Genomic DNA, 15,372 nt, shown 5'->3' with positions numbered 1-15,372 from the left:
TCGGGTGTGACTCGATAGAGACACCTTCCATGCGTGTCGCGAATCCTCACCTTGCGGGATGTTCAGCGCCATTTCGGGTGCGATTTTGTTGACATCCCAACATGAAATGCTGATAGTGCGGCATGCCGCCGAAAGGCGGCTTTTGGTTTTTCTGAGGCTTGGAAAAGTCAAGTTGCATTTCTGTTTTTCCGCATCTCTTTTCGGAGGATCCGCGCATGGCCGATGTCGCGCCGCTCTATGAAACCTACATGCGTGCGCCGCTCCGGTTCACGCGCGGGGAGGGCGTGTGGCTGACCACCGAAGATGGCGAGCGATATCTCGATTTTGCCGCCGGTGTTGCCGTTAACTCGCTCGGCCATGCGCATCCTCATCTCGTCGCCGCGCTGAAGGAACAGGCCGACAAGGTCTGGCACCTGTCGAACCTCTATGAGGTTCCGGGCCAGGAAAGCCTTGGCAGCCGGCTGACGCAGGCCACGTTCGCCGACAAGGTGTTCTTCACCAATTCAGGTGCAGAGGCGCTGGAATGTGCGATCAAGACCGCCCGGCGCTACCATTTTGCCAAGGGCCATCCCGGCAAGTACCACATCATCACCTTCGAGGGTGCCTTCCACGGGCGCACGATCGCGACGATCGCCGCCGGCGGTCAGGAAAAATACATCGAGGGCTTCGGCCCCAAGGCGCCGGGCTTTCTCAAGGTCCCCTTCGGCGACATCACGGCCGTCAAGGACGCGATCACCGAGGAAACGGCCGGTATCCTGATCGAGCCGGTGCAGGGCGAGGGCGGGCTGCGCCCGGTGTCGAAGGAGTTCATGCAGGAGCTGCGCCAGCTCTGTGACGAATACGGCCTGCTGCTCATCCTCGATGAGGTGCAGACCGGCGTCGGTCGCACGGGGCGGCTCTTCGCTCACGAATGGGCAGGGGTCGCGCCTGACATCATGGCGATTGCCAAGGGTATCGGCGGCGGTTTCCCGCTCGGTGCCTGCCTTGCCACGAACGAGGCGGCGGCCGGCATGGTTGCCGGTACGCACGGCTCTACCTATGGCGGCAACCCGCTTGCCATGGCCGTCGGCAACGCCGTGTTGGACGTGGTGCTGGAAGACGGATTCCTCGAGCATGTGCGTGATGTCGCGCTTGTCTTCCGCCAGGGGCTGGCCGCGCTGAAGGATCGCTTCCCCGATGTCATCGAGGATGTCCGCGGCGAGGGCCTGATGCTCGGCATCAAGGCAAAAATCCCGGTCGCCGATCTCCTGAAGGGCGTGCGGGCGGAAAACCTGCTTGCCGTGCCGGCCGGCGACAATGTGCTGCGACTGCTGCCGCCGTTGACCGTGACCGCGGAGGAAGCGCGCGAGGGGCTTGCCCGCATCGAGCGCGCTGCGGAAAAACTCACGGCTGCCAAGGCCGCATAGGCCTGCAGCGCCGTGCGTCGTGATGGCGCGCCAGAGGCGCTGCAGCCACAAAAGGATCCCGGGACAGACAGGACATATCATGGCCAAGCATTTTCTCGATCTTTCCGCCGTTTCGGAAAGCGATCTTCGCGTCATCATGGACGATGCGCACACGCGCAAGGCTGCCAGCAAGGCTGGCACGGAAGCCAAGCCGCTTGCCGGCAAGATGCTTGCGATGATCTTCGAGAAGCCCTCCACGCGAACCCGCGTCTCCTTCGACGTCGGCATGCGTCAGCTCGGCGGCGAGACGCTGTTCTTGTCGGGTACGGAAATGCAGCTTGGCCGCGCCGAGACGATCGGCGACACGGCGAAGGTCCTGTCGCGCTATGTCGATGCCATCATGATCCGCACGACGGACCATGCACGCATGCTGGAGCTTGCCGAACACGCCACCGTGCCCGTCATCAACGCGCTGACGGACATGACGCATCCCTGCCAGATCATGGCCGACATCATGACCTTCGAGGAGCATCGCGGCTCCACCAAGGGCAAGACCTTCGCCTGGACGGGCGACGGCAACAATGTGCTGCATTCCTTTGTCGAGGGTTCCGCCCGCTTCGGCTACAAGATGAAGATGGCCGTGCCGATGGGCTCCGAGCCGGACGACAAGATCCTGAACTGGGCGCGCGACAATGGCGGCGACATCCTGCTCGGCCATGATCCCGAGGCGATCGTCGACGGCGTCGACCTCGTCGTCACCGACTGCTGGGTGTCGATGAACCAGGAGCATCGCGCCCGTGGCCACAACATCTTCCAGCCCTACCAGGTCAACAAGCAGCTGATGGAGCGCGCCGGCAAGGATGCGCTCTTCATGCACTGCCTGCCCGCCCACCGCGGCGAAGAGGTGACCGACGAGGTGATCGACGGCCCGCAGTCCGTGGTCTTCGACGAGGCGGAAAACCGCCTCCATGCGCAGAAGTCGATCCTCGCCTGGTGCTTCGGCGTCGTCTGACGCTCATCTTGAAAAATGCCGCCAGCGGCACGATCTAGGGGCCATCACGGAGCGTCGCGAGGCGCTTTCTCTGGCGCATGCCTGCCCGGTGTGGAATGATCGGGCAAGAGCGAGTGCGATATCACGGTAGAACGCCTGTCGGCAGCAGGCCGGGCCCATGGCCTCGGCGGGGCCGAAGCGTGCAAGGAGCAGAATGATGATGGCTGAAAATGCCCTGAAACTCGGTGAACCCGGTTTTACCGGCGATGACCATGTCCTGCCGTTCCAGGTGGATGGCCTTGATGTGCGCGGCCGCGCCGTGCAGCTTGGCCCGATGCTCGACGGCATTCTCGGTCGGCACGACTATCCCGCGCCCGTCGCCCGGCTGCTTGCCGAGGCGATCACGCTCACCGTGCTGCTCGGCACCTCGCTGAAATTCGAGGGCAAGCTGATCGTCCAGACGAAGGGCGACGGCCCTGTCGATCTGCTGGTGGCCGATTTCTCTGCTCCGGAAAATGTCCGCGCCTACGCCCGCTTCGACCAGGCGGCGCTTGACGCTGCGATTGCCGCCGGTGCAACGGAGCCGCACGAGCTTCTCGGCAAGGGTATTCTCGCCTTCACCATCGACCAGGGCGCGCATACCCAGCGCTACCAGGGCATCGTGCCGCTCGACGGACATACGCTGGAGGAGATCGCCGGCGTCTATTTCCGCCAGTCGGAGCAGATTCCGACCAAGGTGCGCCTCGGCGTTGCCGAACTCTACGACCGCGATGCCGCTGGCAAGGCGCGCCATCGCTGGCGAGCGGGCGGCATGGTCGCGCAGTTCCTGCCTCAGGCGCCGGAGCGCATGCGCCAGGCCGATCTTCCGGGCGGCGACGGCGAGGAGGCCGGGCACAAGATCGCCGATGACGACAACTGGGCCGAAGCCAAGGCCATGGTCGAAACGATCGACGCAGACGAGCTGACAGATCCCAATGTCGGCACCGAACGGCTGCTGTTCCGCCTTTTCCACGAGCGGGGCGTGCGCGTCTACCAGCCGCAGCAGGTCTTCGATCGCTGCTCTTGCTCGCGCGAGAAGCTGAAGGGTGTTCTGGCCGGTCTCAGTGCCGAGGAAATCGCGCATACCGCCGACGACAAGGGCGAGATCGCGGTTACCTGTGAGTTCTGCTCGACGACCTACCGCTTCGAGGCGGCGGAAGTCCTGCCGCAGTAGGGGGATTTTCTCCGCCCTCAGTTGAGGGTGCGCGCCTGCCCGGGCGTATCCAGCGAAAAGGCGGGAATGGCGACGTCGAAGGCTTCGCCGTTCTCCGCTTCCATACGGTAGCGGCCGAACATGATGCCCGAGGGTGTTTCGAGCGGGCAGCCAGAAGAGTACTCGTAAGTATCGCCGGGGCGCAGCACTGGCTGCTCGCCGATGACGCCGGGGCCGTTCACTTCATCGACCTGGCCGTTCTGGTCGGTAATGTGCCAGTAGCGTGTCATCAGCCTGACGGCGACGTCGGAATGGTTTGCGATGACCACCCGGTATCCCCACACATAGCGGCTGTCGTCGGGGTCGGACTGGTCGGCCAGGTAATACGGCTCTACGGTCACTTCGATGTCGCGGGTCAGCGCACGATACATAGGCAAGCCTTGAACTGATTAGCTTCTGCTATTCTACACGAATGTGGTTTCGTCAAGGATAAGCAGAGAAAGCACCGGCCTCCTCGGCCGGTGCTTCCGTATTTGTCCATCGCTCTGGCGAAGGGCTCAGGCCTTGACCCTGGAAAGTGCCCGCGCGAAATCCTCGAGCAGGTCTTCGCTGTCCTCGATACCCGCCGAAAGGCGCACCGTGCCGGCCGAAATGCCGAGCTCGGCGCGCGCCTCGTCGGTGAGGTTCTTGTGTGTCGTCGTCGCCGGATGGGTGATGAGGCTCTTGGCGTCGCCAAGATTGTTGGAGATCTTTACGACCTCCAGCGCGTCCTGCAGTGCGAAGGCCGCGTCCTTGCCGCCCTTCAACTCGAAGCAGACGAGCGTCGAGCCGCCCGTCATCTGCTTGGCAATGATGTCGGCCTGCGGATGGTCCTTACGGCCCGGATAGATCACGCGGGCGACCTGGCTCTGGTCGGCGAGGAAGTCCGCGATGCGGCTCGCATTCTCGGTCTGCTGCTTGACGCGAAGCGGCAGCGTTTCGATGCCCTTCAGAAGCGTCCAGGCATTGAACGGCGACATGGCCGGGCCGGTGTGGCGGAAGTAGTCGTGCAGGTTCTCGTCGATCCACTGCTTGTCCGAAAGCACCACGCCGCCAAGGCAGCGGCCCTGGCCGTCGATATGCTTGGTGGCCGAATAGACGACGACATGTGCGCCGAGCTCCAGCGGCTTCTGGAAGAGCGGTGTCGCAAAGACGTTGTCGACCACGACCTTGGCGCCGATCTGGTTGGCGAGTTTGGCGACGCCCGCAATGTCGATCACTTCAAGCGTCGGGTTGGTCGGGCTTTCGAGGAAGAACACCTTGGTGTTCTTCTGGATGGCCTTTTCCCAGTTGGAAAGGTCGCGGCCGTCGACCAGCGTGCATTCGATGCCGTATTTCGGCGCGAGCGTCTCGACCACCCAGCGGCAGGAACCGAAGAGCGCACGGGCGGCCACGATATGGTCACCGGCCTTGAGCTGGCAGAGGATTGCGGCGGTAACGGCGGCCATGCCTGACGCGGTGGCGCGCGCATCTTCGGCGCCTTCCAGCATGCACATGCGCTTTTCGAACATGTCGTTGGTCGGGCTGCCGTAGCGGGCGTAGATGAAACCGTCGGTTTCGCCCTTAAAGCGGGCTTCGGCCGCCGCCGAGGTGTCGTAGACGAAGCCTTGCGTGAGGAAGATTGCTTCTGCGGTTTCACCGTGCTGGGAACGGGTGGTTCCGCCGTGAACGAGTTGGGTGGCCGGGCGCCAGGACTTGCTCATGTGATCGTCGCCTTCAAACAAAAAAACCGGCCGCAAAAGCAGGCCGGTTTCGAACCCGGCCTTTTTAGCTACTTGTTTTACGTGGCTGCAAGCCGGCCGGCCAAATCACCACGGGATAATCTGCTAATACTGCGCCCCCGCGCTTGCGTCAATTGGCGGCATTTGGTTTTGTGCGGGCCTTCCGGGTATTGTTCCGAAACGTGGGCATCGGCTTTCGGAAGAAACGATACGAAAAGCAGGCGGCCGGAGCATCTGGCCCGCTGCTGTGACGGGACGGTATGACGATGAGTGGTTCTGCAACGCGCAGCACGGGCATTCTGGCGGACAGCGCCATTCGCGGCTTGTTCGAAAGTGGCCGGCTGAAGAGCGAGGCTGCGCTGGATGACGACCAGATCCAGCCTGCAAGTCTCGACCTGCGGCTCGGCGCAAAGGCTTTTCGCGTCCGGGCGAGTTTCCTGCCGGGCCCGTCCCACCTCGTTGCCGACAAGCTCGACCGGCTGAAGCTGCACGTCATCGACCTCACCGACGGCGCGGTTCTGGAGACGGGTTGCGTCTATATCGTGCCGCTGATGGAAAGCCTCGACCTGCCGGCGGAACTGGCGGCATCCGCCAATCCGAAGAGCTCCACCGGCCGCCTCGACATCTTCACCCGCGTCATCACCGATCGCGCGCAGGAATTCGACAAGATTCCAGCCGGCTATTCCGGCCCGCTCTATCTCGAGATCTCGCCACGCACCTTCCCCATCGTCGTGCGTCGCGGTTCGCGTCTGTCGCAGGTTCGCTTTCGCAAGGGCAATGCCCTGCTCGGTGAAAGCGAGCTGCTCGCCCTCCACGGCACGGACACGCTTGTCGCCAGCGAGACGCCGAACGTCTCCGGCGGCGGCATCGCGCTTTCCATCGACCTCAAGGGCACCGGCCCGGATGGGCTCATCGGCTATCGCGGCAAGCACCACACGTCCGTCGTCGATGTCGACCGCAAGAACCAGCATGACATCTTCGATTTCTGGGAGCCGCTGTTCAGCCGCGGCCGCAACGAACTGATCCTCGATCCTGATGAGTTCTATATCCTCGTCTCCCGCGAGGCCGTTCACGTCCCGCCGCTCTATGCCGCCGAAATGACACCCTTCGATCCGCTCGTCGGCGAATTCCGCGTCCATTATGCCGGTTTCTTCGATCCCGGCTTCGGTCATGCCCCGGCGGGCGGCTCCGGCAGCCGCGCCGTCTTGGAAGTGCGCAGCCATGAAGTGCCCTTCATCCTGGAGCACGGTCAGATCGTCGGCCGCCTCGTCTACGAGCACATGCTGGGTGCGCCCGAAGGCCTCTACGGTTCCGGCCTCGGCTCAAACTATCAGGCGCAGGGCCTGAAGCTGTCGAAGCATTTCCGCGTCGGATAACGCCAATTTCACAAGAGCTTGCGCCGGTCGTATCGTGGCCGGCCCCCTGCCGTGACCATCAGTCCGGCAGGGTGTTTCTCGCATTTCATTTTCTGCTTTACAAATTAAGTTAAACGTTTTTATTATGATATAAACGTTTAACAAGGGCTGGGGAGCCCGGACGTTTCGCCGACAGGGAGGACGCCGTTGGCATCGATCCGCATCGAAAATCTCCGAAAAGGTTTTGGCGCTCTGGAGGTGCTGAAGGGTATCGACCTTGAAATCGCCGATGGTGAATTCGTCTGTTTCCTCGGCCCCTCGGGCTGCGGCAAGAGCACGTTGCTGCGCTCCATTGCCGGTCTCGAGGAGCTGGATGGCGGCGCCATCCGCCTCGGCGAGCGCGATATCACCCATGTGCCTTCCGCCAAGCGCGACATCGCCATGGTTTTCCAGAATTATGCGCTCTACCCGCATATGAACGTGCGGAAAAACCTCTCCTTCGGTCTCGCGCTGAACGGCATGAAGCGTGACGAGATCGACCGCCGCGTCGAAGGCGCCGCGGATATCCTTCGCATCAAGGAGCTGCTGGCCCGCAAGCCGCGCCAGCTCTCCGGCGGTCAGCGCCAGCGTGTCGCCATCGGTCGCGCCATCGTGCGCGAGCCGAAACTCTTCCTGCTCGACGAGCCGCTGTCGAACCTCGATGCGGGCCTGCGCGTCACCATGCGCGTCGAGCTTGCCGCGCTGCATGCCCGTCTCGGCGCAACGATGATCTATGTGACGCATGACCAGGTCGAGGCGATGACGCTCTCCGATCGTGTCGTCGTGCTCGACAAGGGCAAGGTCAGCCAGTTCGGCACGCCTCTGGAGCTGTTTTATCAGCCCGCCAACCTCTTTGTCGCCGGCTTCATCGGCTCGCCGCGCATGAATTTCGTGGAGGCGGAGGTCGCGGGGCAGGAAGGCACGCACATCACGCTGTCGGGCGGCGGCCTGAAGCAGCCGGTCGTCTTCGAAGCCGACGCCACCCCGGCGATTGCCGGCAAGGTCACGCTCGGCATCCGGCCGGACAGGATCGAGATCGTCCCGGCCAGTGAAGGGGAGCTTGCCGGCACTGTGCGCCTCGTCGAGCGGCTCGGTACGGAAAGCCACGTCCATCTGAGCCTCGAGGACGGCCGCGACATGACGGCGGTGGTGCGCGGCACGCATCCGGTCGCCAACGGCGAAACGGTCCATCTCTGCCTGCCGCCGCAGCATTGCTACCTGTTCGACGCGGAAGGCCGGGCAGTGCACCGCCGCCTCGATGCGGAGACCGAGGCGCTCATCGTCAACGAAAAGGGGAAGCGGGTCGCCTGACCCGGTAAAGGAGGAAATGGAATGAGGAAGAACACGATAGTCATCGCCGGTTCGCTGGCTGCCTTCCTGCTGGCGGGCAGCGTGTCGGTGCATGCTGAAGACGTGCTGCGCTTCGCGACCTGGGATTCCGATGAGAGCCTTGCCATCCAGCAGGCCATCGCGAAGAAGTTCGAGGAGAAGCATCCGGGCGTAAAGGTGCAAGTTGAGCCCTATGCCGATGGCTACGACCAGAAGCTCGTCGCCGCTTTCGGTGCGGGCAGCCCGCCCGACGTCATGTATATGTGGAACTTCCCGCAATACTACACGTCGCTGATGCCGCTCGACGATCTGATCGCCAGGGACGCCGCCGAGATCAAGCCGGACGACATTCCGCAAGGTCTGATGAACACGACCCGCGTCGAGGGCAAGACCTATGGCATGCCGGCGGGTTTCACGACCCAGGTCGTGTTCTACAACAAGGACATGTTCAAGGCGGCGGGTGTCGAAGAGCCGAAGGACGGCTGGACCTGGGACGATCTGCGCGCCAAGGCGGCGAAGTTCCGCAACAAGGAGAACAAGGTCTACGGCTTTGCGGTCGACGCGAAGCCGGATCCCTATGATTTCGAACAATTCCTCTGGTCGAACGGCACGAAGTACATCTCTGACGACGGCAAGACGATCGATGGCAACATGAACAGCGAAGCGGCGGTTCAGGTGCTCGACATGTTCGGCGACATGGCGAAGAAGGAAGAAGCTGCCACGCTGCATGTCGGTGACGACACGTCCGGCGATACGCTCTTCAAGGGTGGCAAGATCGCCATGTTCCAGAGTGCCATGTGGTCGAAGTCGGGTATCGATTCCGCCGGCTTCAGCTACGGTGTCGCGCCGTTGCCAAAATTCGGCGACAAGCCGGCCCATTCGGCGCTCGGTGTTTCGGCCATGTCGATCGCGAAGGATGCCAAGCAGCCGGATCTTGCCTGGGAGTTCGTCAAGTTCTTCTCCTCGCCGGAGGCGGTCGCCATGCGCACCAATGACCTTCCGGTCCGCACCAGCGTGGCGGAAGGGAAGGGCATGACCAAGGACCCGGTCTACAAGCCGTTCTTCGATATCCTCGCGACTTCCAACACCGAGACACACGCCTTCCTGAAGAACCGGAACTGGGGCAAGGTGCAGGACAACCTCGCCCGCGCCATCGAGGCGACGATGATCGACCAGGGCAACGCCAAGGCGCATCTCGACGACGCCGTGAAGCGCTCGCAACGTTTCCTGAAGTAATCCCGCCTCCTTGCTGTCCCCTTCTCTCTACCGGGAGAAGGGGCAGAAGGCGCCCTTTTCGTTCCAAAGCGAAGTCCCGGGGGAGTGAAACGTGACCATTGCTACAACCGTACCCGAGGTCGTGCAGAAACGGCGATCCGCCTTCTCGCGCCATCTGACGGCCTATTTGTTCATTTCCCCGTGGATCCTGGGTTTTTTGTTTTTCACCCTCGGTCCGCTGCTCTTCTCGCTCACCATGAGTTTTCATGACTGGCCGGTCGTCGGCGAGCGCACCTTCATCGGCTTCGACAACTACCGGACGATGCTGTTCGACGACCCGCAGTTCTGGGAAAGCCTCTGGATCACGGTGAAGTTTGCCGCGATCTACGTGCCCTTCAACATCGTCATGTCCTTCCTCATCGCGCTGATGCTGCATCACGCGACCTTTGCCAGCGGCTTCTTCCGCACGGCCTTTTATCTCCCGAGCGTCATTTCCGGCGTCGCGCTGGTGACGATCTGGAGCTGGATCTACAGTCGCGAATATGGTCTCCTCAACTTCATGCTGTCGCTCGTCGGCGTGGACGGGCCGAACTGGCTCGGCGAACCCGGCCTTGCCATCGTCGCCATCATCATCGCCAGCCTCTGGGGGTTCGGCGGCACCATGCTGATCCTGCTGACGGGCCTGAAGGCCATTCCCAAGGAGCTTTACGAGGCGGCGACCGTCTCCGGCGTGCCGGGCTGGGCACAGATGCTGTTCATCACTTTGCCGATGCTCGGTCCCATGCTGCTCTTCACCTTCATCACCTCGATCATCGCCGCCTTCCAGCAACTGACGATCGCGCTTTTGATGACCAAGGGCGGCCCGCTCGGCTCCACCTATTTCTTCGCCATGTATATCTACGACAATGCCTTCAAGTATTTCGACATGGGCTATGCCGCCGCCGGCTCCTGGGTGATGTTCCTCATCGTGCTGGTGCTGAGCCTGCTCGTCATGCGCTGGTCCTCGGCCTGGGTCTATTACGAGGGCGAAGTGAAGGGAGGCGACCGCGATGCGTAAGACGCTGCTCTACTCCGCGCTGATCCTGCTGTCGGCGCTGTTCATCGCGCCCTTCTACTGGACCTTCATGACGGCCGTCAAAAGTCAGGCGGACCTTTACCAGTTCCCTCCGGTCTTCTGGCCCTCCGAATGGCACTTTGAAAACTTCTTCATCGCCTGGAACAAGCAGCCCTTTGGCACGTACCTCACGAACTCGCTGATCGTCGTCACCTTCTCCACCATCGGCCAGCTCATCTCGTCGTCGCTCGTCGCCTACGGTTTCGCGCGCTTCCGGTTCCCCGGCCGTGATCCGCTGTTCATCCTGCTGCTCGCCACCATGATGATCCCGTGGGATGTGAAGATGATCCCGCTCTACATGGAGTTCAACCTGCTCGGCTGGATCAACACGTTGAAGCCGCTCATCGTGCCCGCCTATTTCGCCGATGCCTTCTTCGTCTTCCTGCTGCGCCAGTACATCATGACGGTGCCGGTCGAGATCGACGAGGCCGCGCGCATGGACGGGGCCAATGCCTTCGATATCTATTGGCGCATTCACCTGCCGCTGATGATGCCGGCGCTGGTGTTGGTCGGCACGTTCCACTTCATGAATGCCTGGAACGACTATCTCGGCCCGCTGATCTTCCTAAACGACCAGTCCATGTACACGCTCACCCTCGGCCTCTCCATGTTCAAGGGCCTGCATGAGGTGGACGTGACATCGATCGCGGCGATCACCGTCGTGCTCTGCCTGCCGCCGCTCGCCCTGTTCTTCCTGGCGCAGCGCTACATCATGGACGGCGCCGTCGGCTCCTCGGTCAAGGGGTGACGATGCTCTTCGACATCGACCATATCCCGTTCAGCCGGAAGGGCCGTTTCCTCACCCTGTCGATGATGGCGGTACCGGGTGGCGAGGGTGAACGTGCCCTCTACCTCCGCTTTGTCGCTGGCGGCGACGAGCGTCCCTCGCTCGGCCGCCTCTGCCGGGTGGCGTTTTTCGATGCGGCCGGCAACCCGGCGACGCCGATCTTCGAACTCGCGCCTGAAAAGCTTGTCGCGCGGATCGGCAAAGGCGAAGTCGCCTTCGTCATCGGTGAGGGCGAGCGGCTACACGTCGCCGGCGTCGCGGCCGGTGTGCGCTTCCACCTCGAAGGCTCGCGTTACGATTACGTCTACCGCACGCCGCAGGGCGAACAGTGCCTCGTCGCGGCCGTCGAAAACGTCAAATTCATCCCGCGCACCGTCACGGGTACGCTCGACGTCACCGGCGCCTGGCAGCGCGACCATTCGGAAAAGGTGAGCTTTTCCTTCTCCGGCAAAACCTTCGAGGCCAGCGTCGATTTCTTCCGCACGGTGCCGTGCACGGAGCATCCGGGACGCTATGGGGATGCGCTGGCGGGCGCATCGGCGGATTTTGCCGGCTGGCGCACGCGCATGCCAATAGCCCTCGCCGGGCAGGGGGAGGCGCACCGTCTCGCCAGTTACCTGCTCTGGGCGAATGGCGTGCCGGCCGGCGGCGTGCTGACGCGGCCGGCGATCTACATGTCCAAGAACCACATGATCAACATCTGGAGCTGGGACAACGCCTTTTCCGCGCTCGGCGTCGCGGGAGCCGATGCAAGCCTCGCCTTTGACCAGCTCGCCGTCATCTTCGACCATCAGGATGCCTCCGGCTTGCTGCCCGATTACATCAACGACCGCGACGTGCTCTTCGCCTTCACCAAGCCGCCGGTGCACGGCTGGGCCGTCTCGCTGATCGAGGCCGAACATCCCGGCTTCCTGACGCCCGAACGCAAAACCTATCTCAGGGACAAAATCGGAAAACAGGTCGACTACTGGCTCACCCACGCCCGCGCCGGCGAAGGAAACCTGCCGGGCTATTTCCACGGCAACGATAGCGGCTGGGACAACGCCACCTTCTTCGCCGAGGGCGGCCCCGTCGTCTCTCCCGATCTGCCGACCTTTCTGATCCTCGCCTGCGACACGCTCTCCACCCTTCTGGAAGACGAGCCTGTCCGCGCCGCCGCCTGGCGGGCGAAGGCGGAAGGTTTGAAAAGCCTGCTGATCAAAACCCTCTGGACCGGCGAAACGTTTTGCGCCCGGCTCGCCGACGATCCGCAGTGCGTGCTGCCCGACCAGAACCTCATTCAGTTCATGCCGCTTCTCCTCGGCGACCGCCTGCCGCGCGCGATCGTGCAAAAACTCCTTGCCCGGCTAACGGACGGTGGTTTCATCACCGAATGGGGGCCGGCGACGGAAAGTCCTAAAAGCCCGCTCTACGAGGACGACGGCTATTGGCGCGGCCCCATCTGGGCGCCGACGACGCTGCTGCTCTGGGACGGCCTTCGCCGGCAAGGGGAAATGGAACTTGCGACGACGATCGCGGAAAAGTTCTGTTCTCTTGCCTCCAAAAACGGTATGGCCGAGAACTTCGATGCCCGGTCGGGGAGGGGCTTGCGGGACCGGGCGTTCGCCTGGACATCCGCCGCCTATATTCTCCTCGCCGCCTCCCTCAGCCAGGACCAGCCGTAGCGAGCCGAGACGCGATGCAAAGACCGACGATCAAGACCATCGCGCAGGAAACGGGCCTTTCGATCGCCACCGTATCGAAGGCGCTGAACGACAGCCCGCAGGTGCGGCCGGAAACCCGCGCCATCGTCGTCGCCGCCGCCGAGCGCGTCGGCTACCAGCTCAACATGCATGGTGTGCAGCTTCGCACCGGAAAGACCTACCAGGTCGCCGCGATCATGACCGCGCCCGGCCCCAAGCAGAACGAATGGGAAGGCGTCGAATACGCCCAGCTTCTCAGCGGTATCTCCTGGGCGCTGGAGGAAAGCCCCTACCGCGTTTCGCTCTATGCCGTGCGCAATTTCGAAGAAAGCCTTGCGACCATCCAGCAAATCGTCTCGCTGAAGAAGGCCGACGGCATCATCGTGTCGGGCACAAGGGCCGACGATCCGCGCGTGCGCATCATGCAGAAGGCGGATTTCCCCTTCGTCACCTACGGCACGACGATCCGCAACGCGCCGCATGCCTATGTCGATGCCGACAACGAGCAGATGATCCGCCACTCCGTCGCGCGGCTTGCCGAACGCGGCCATCGCCGCATCGCGCTGATCAACCCGATGGCCGAGCTCAGCTACGCGATGACGCGCCTGCAAGCCTATCGTCAGGCGCTGGAAACCGCCGGCCTCGCCTTCGATCCCGCGCTCATCGCGCACGGCCACCTGACCCCTGCCTTTGGCCGCGAAAACGTGCTGCACATGTCCGAGCTGGCAGACCCGCCGACCGCCTACATCTGCGCCAACGAGGCCTCGGCGCTCGGCGCCTTCTCCGGTTTCCACGCGCGCGGCCTCGTGCACGGCCGCGATGCCGTCATCAACGCGACCGACGACCTCAATGTCAGCCAGTACTTCGCGCCGCCGATCACCACCTATTTCCTGCCGATCCACGAGCCGAGCGAAATGCTCGGCAACTACATCCTGCGCCGCATGGAGGGCGAAGCGCCCGAGGCGCTGCAGACCCTCATCATGCCGAAACTGATCGAGCGTTCGGACGACCGGCTGGCAAAGGGTTAGAGGATGAAATCGCCCTTCGCGAAGGCGAGGGTGGCATTGAACCGGATGGAAAAGTCCGCCTTGCCGTCTCCATCAACATCACCGGAGAGAAAGGTGTCGCCGCCCTTCGCCTCATAGCGCAACTCGCCCGCCTTCTTGTGGAGCGCCTGCGCGCCGATGAAGGCAAACGCCTGGTCGCTGCCGGATTTCGTGTTGGCATCGATAGCCTTCAGGTCGATCCTGTCGCCGTCCTTCCGGGAAAAATCGAGGACGGTATCGCGCCCGGAGGCGGCGACCGTCGTCTCCTTGATGGACTTGAAGACGAAAATATCGGCCCCGGCACCACCCTTGAGCCGGTCCGCGCCAGCCCCACCCGTCAGCGTGTCCCTGCCTGCACCGCCATAGAGCGAGTCGTTTCCGGTCCGGCCGTCGATCCTGTCGTCGCCCGCCAGCGCATGGATCGTGTCTGCGAGCTTGGAGCCGCGCAGCACATCGGCCTTCGCCGAGGGCTTGATGTAGGCCGGGTCGCCGTCATGGGTGCCGACCAGCCGGTCGAGATCGCGATCGGGCGAGGCGAAGGGAATGAAGCCATCCTCCAGCGCCAGTTTATTGAAGTCGGCGACCCGCTTTTCGCCGTTGATGTAATCGACGACGAAGACCGGCTTGCCCTTGTCGAGAAAATCGCGTTTGAGGATCGCGATGGTCTCCTCGTCCGGACGGAGCGTATTGTTCTCGTCCTTGTCGCCGCGAAAGTAGAGGTCCTCCACCGCAATGCCGCCGATGGCGTCGAGATAGGCTTTTTTGCGCGCAGTGTCGGACCCGAGATCGTTGAGGATCCAGGCGCCGTTCTGCGGGATCACGAAGAAATCGGGATTCGTCTCGCGCGCGTGGTCTGTCAGCGCGACGATGAAATCCACCATGCTTTGCGCCGCCTGCTTGACGGTCTTCGGATCGCCCGCTTCGCGGTCCTTGGCCGAGACTTCCGCACCCCAGAAATAATAGCCGTCGACGATATCGAGATAGGCCGCGTCGAAGCCGGCCTTGACGATGGCGTCCACCTCGCCGGTCTTCTTGTCGTTGAAGATGATCTTCTGCCAGTCGCTATCCCAGTAGCGGACCTTGCGGCTTTCCGGCCAGTCCGGATTGACCGGTCCCAGCCAGTCGGGTGCCTTGTCGGTCAGTTTGCCCGTTGCGATGCCCGTGGTCGTCCAGCCGTCACGCCAGTAGTCGCGGAAATCGGAGGCTTCGCCGATCGAGGTATAGGAGACGACGACGGAGCGCCCGCCCATGCCGTCCTTCATCCGGGTGAGGTCGTCGGCGGAAAACCGTCCGGCATCGGTTCCGTCGCGCGAGGCATCGATTACCAGGAGGTCGTGCGTTGCCGAAGCGAGCAGGGTGGGGTCGAGGGCATTGCCGTTCAGCCCCTGCAATTCGTAGCCCCAGTTGTTGACCGAGACGGTTCCGGTGGAGGTCTTGAACTTGATCATCGTGTCCTGTCTTGTCGCGGTGGGCGTGT

The 15,372-nt window shown here is 62.8% G+C and carries 13 protein-coding genes and 1 riboswitch; of the genes, 10 read left to right on the top strand and 3 right to left on the bottom strand.

Going from position 1 to position 15,372, the window contains the following annotated elements; all coding sequences use genetic code 11:
* Window positions 1-215: 215 nt before the first annotated feature.
* From AKG11_RS00620 to AKG11_RS00610, 3 genes are all read left to right on the top strand, one after another.
* Complete coding sequence (locus AKG11_RS00620; protein ID WP_023517494.1) at window positions 216-1,406, top strand: aspartate aminotransferase family protein; 1,191 nt, start codon at window positions 216-218, stop codon at window positions 1,404-1,406.
* 79 nt (window positions 1,407-1,485) lie between these two features.
* A complete protein-coding gene (gene argF, locus AKG11_RS00615) occupies window positions 1,486-2,397 on the top strand; it encodes an ornithine carbamoyltransferase (RefSeq protein ID WP_024270207.1) in 912 nt (303 codons plus the stop codon).
* A 199-nt stretch (window positions 2,398-2,596) separates the two neighbouring features.
* A complete protein-coding gene (locus tag AKG11_RS00610) occupies window positions 2,597-3,589 on the top strand; it encodes an Hsp33 family molecular chaperone (RefSeq protein WP_037405932.1) in 993 nt (330 codons plus the stop codon).
* 17 nt (window positions 3,590-3,606) lie between these two features.
* Here the strand turns inward: AKG11_RS00610 and apaG are convergent, their stop codons facing one another.
* The gene (gene apaG, locus AKG11_RS00605) at window positions 3,607-3,999 is read right to left on the bottom strand and encodes a Co2+/Mg2+ efflux protein ApaG (protein ID WP_023516605.1); all 393 of its coding nucleotides are present in this window, start codon (window positions 3,997-3,999) and stop codon (window positions 3,607-3,609) included.
* A gap of 126 nt (window positions 4,000-4,125) precedes the next feature.
* Window positions 4,126-5,310, bottom strand: a complete 1,185-nt coding sequence (locus AKG11_RS00600) for an O-succinylhomoserine sulfhydrylase (RefSeq protein ID WP_050742604.1) — start codon at window positions 5,308-5,310, stop codon at window positions 4,126-4,128.
* A gap of 43 nt (window positions 5,311-5,353) precedes the next feature.
* Window positions 5,354-5,432: riboswitch (SAM riboswitch) on the bottom strand.
* 162 nt (window positions 5,433-5,594) lie between these two features.
* On the opposite strand from AKG11_RS00600, the gene AKG11_RS00595 reads away from it, so the two are divergent.
* The 7 genes from AKG11_RS00595 to AKG11_RS00565 all read left to right on the top strand — a co-directional run bounded on the left by AKG11_RS00595 (window position 5,595) and on the right by AKG11_RS00565 (window position 13,877).
* Window positions 5,595-6,704, top strand: coding sequence for a 2'-deoxycytidine 5'-triphosphate deaminase (locus tag AKG11_RS00595; protein ID WP_023513315.1), 1,110 nt, complete (start codon window positions 5,595-5,597; stop codon window positions 6,702-6,704).
* A 186-nt stretch (window positions 6,705-6,890) separates the two neighbouring features.
* Window positions 6,891-8,033, top strand: coding sequence for an ABC transporter ATP-binding protein (locus tag AKG11_RS00590; protein ID WP_050742602.1), 1,143 nt, complete (start codon window positions 6,891-6,893; stop codon window positions 8,031-8,033).
* A 21-nt stretch (window positions 8,034-8,054) separates the two neighbouring features.
* Window positions 8,055-9,287, top strand: a complete 1,233-nt coding sequence (locus tag AKG11_RS00585; RefSeq protein WP_050742601.1) for an ABC transporter substrate-binding protein — start codon at window positions 8,055-8,057, stop codon at window positions 9,285-9,287.
* A gap of 91 nt (window positions 9,288-9,378) precedes the next feature.
* Complete coding sequence (locus AKG11_RS00580) at window positions 9,379-10,323, top strand: carbohydrate ABC transporter permease (protein WP_024270205.1); 945 nt, start codon at window positions 9,379-9,381, stop codon at window positions 10,321-10,323.
* The gene (locus AKG11_RS00575) at window positions 10,316-11,128 is read left to right on the top strand and encodes a carbohydrate ABC transporter permease (RefSeq protein ID WP_024270204.1); all 813 of its coding nucleotides are present in this window, start codon (window positions 10,316-10,318) and stop codon (window positions 11,126-11,128) included. Before AKG11_RS00580 ends, AKG11_RS00575 begins: the two co-directional genes overlap by 8 nt.
* A gap of 2 nt (window positions 11,129-11,130) precedes the next feature.
* On the top strand, window positions 11,131-12,831 hold the full coding sequence (locus tag AKG11_RS00570) for an amylo-alpha-1,6-glucosidase (RefSeq protein WP_050742600.1): 1,701 nt from the start codon (window positions 11,131-11,133) through the stop codon (window positions 12,829-12,831).
* Between the two features lie 14 nt (window positions 12,832-12,845).
* Complete coding sequence (locus tag AKG11_RS00565) at window positions 12,846-13,877, top strand: LacI family DNA-binding transcriptional regulator (RefSeq protein ID WP_023512721.1); 1,032 nt, start codon at window positions 12,846-12,848, stop codon at window positions 13,875-13,877.
* On the opposite strand, the gene AKG11_RS35775 is transcribed toward AKG11_RS00565, so the two are convergent.
* Entirely contained in the window at window positions 13,874-15,343 is a 1,470-nt protein-coding gene (locus AKG11_RS35775) for an MJ1477/TM1410 family putative glycoside hydrolase (RefSeq protein WP_050742599.1), read from the bottom strand. The two genes, AKG11_RS00565 and AKG11_RS35775, sit on opposite strands and share 4 nt — an antisense overlap.
* Window positions 15,344-15,372 lie beyond the last annotated feature (29 nt).

The organism is Shinella sp. SUS2, from assembly GCF_001262505.1.
In the GTDB taxonomy this organism is placed as follows: Bacteria; Pseudomonadota; Alphaproteobacteria; order Rhizobiales; family Rhizobiaceae; genus Shinella.
The sequence above is the reverse complement of the archived record's forward strand: the minus strand, read 5'-3'. Positions and strand labels throughout refer to the sequence as shown.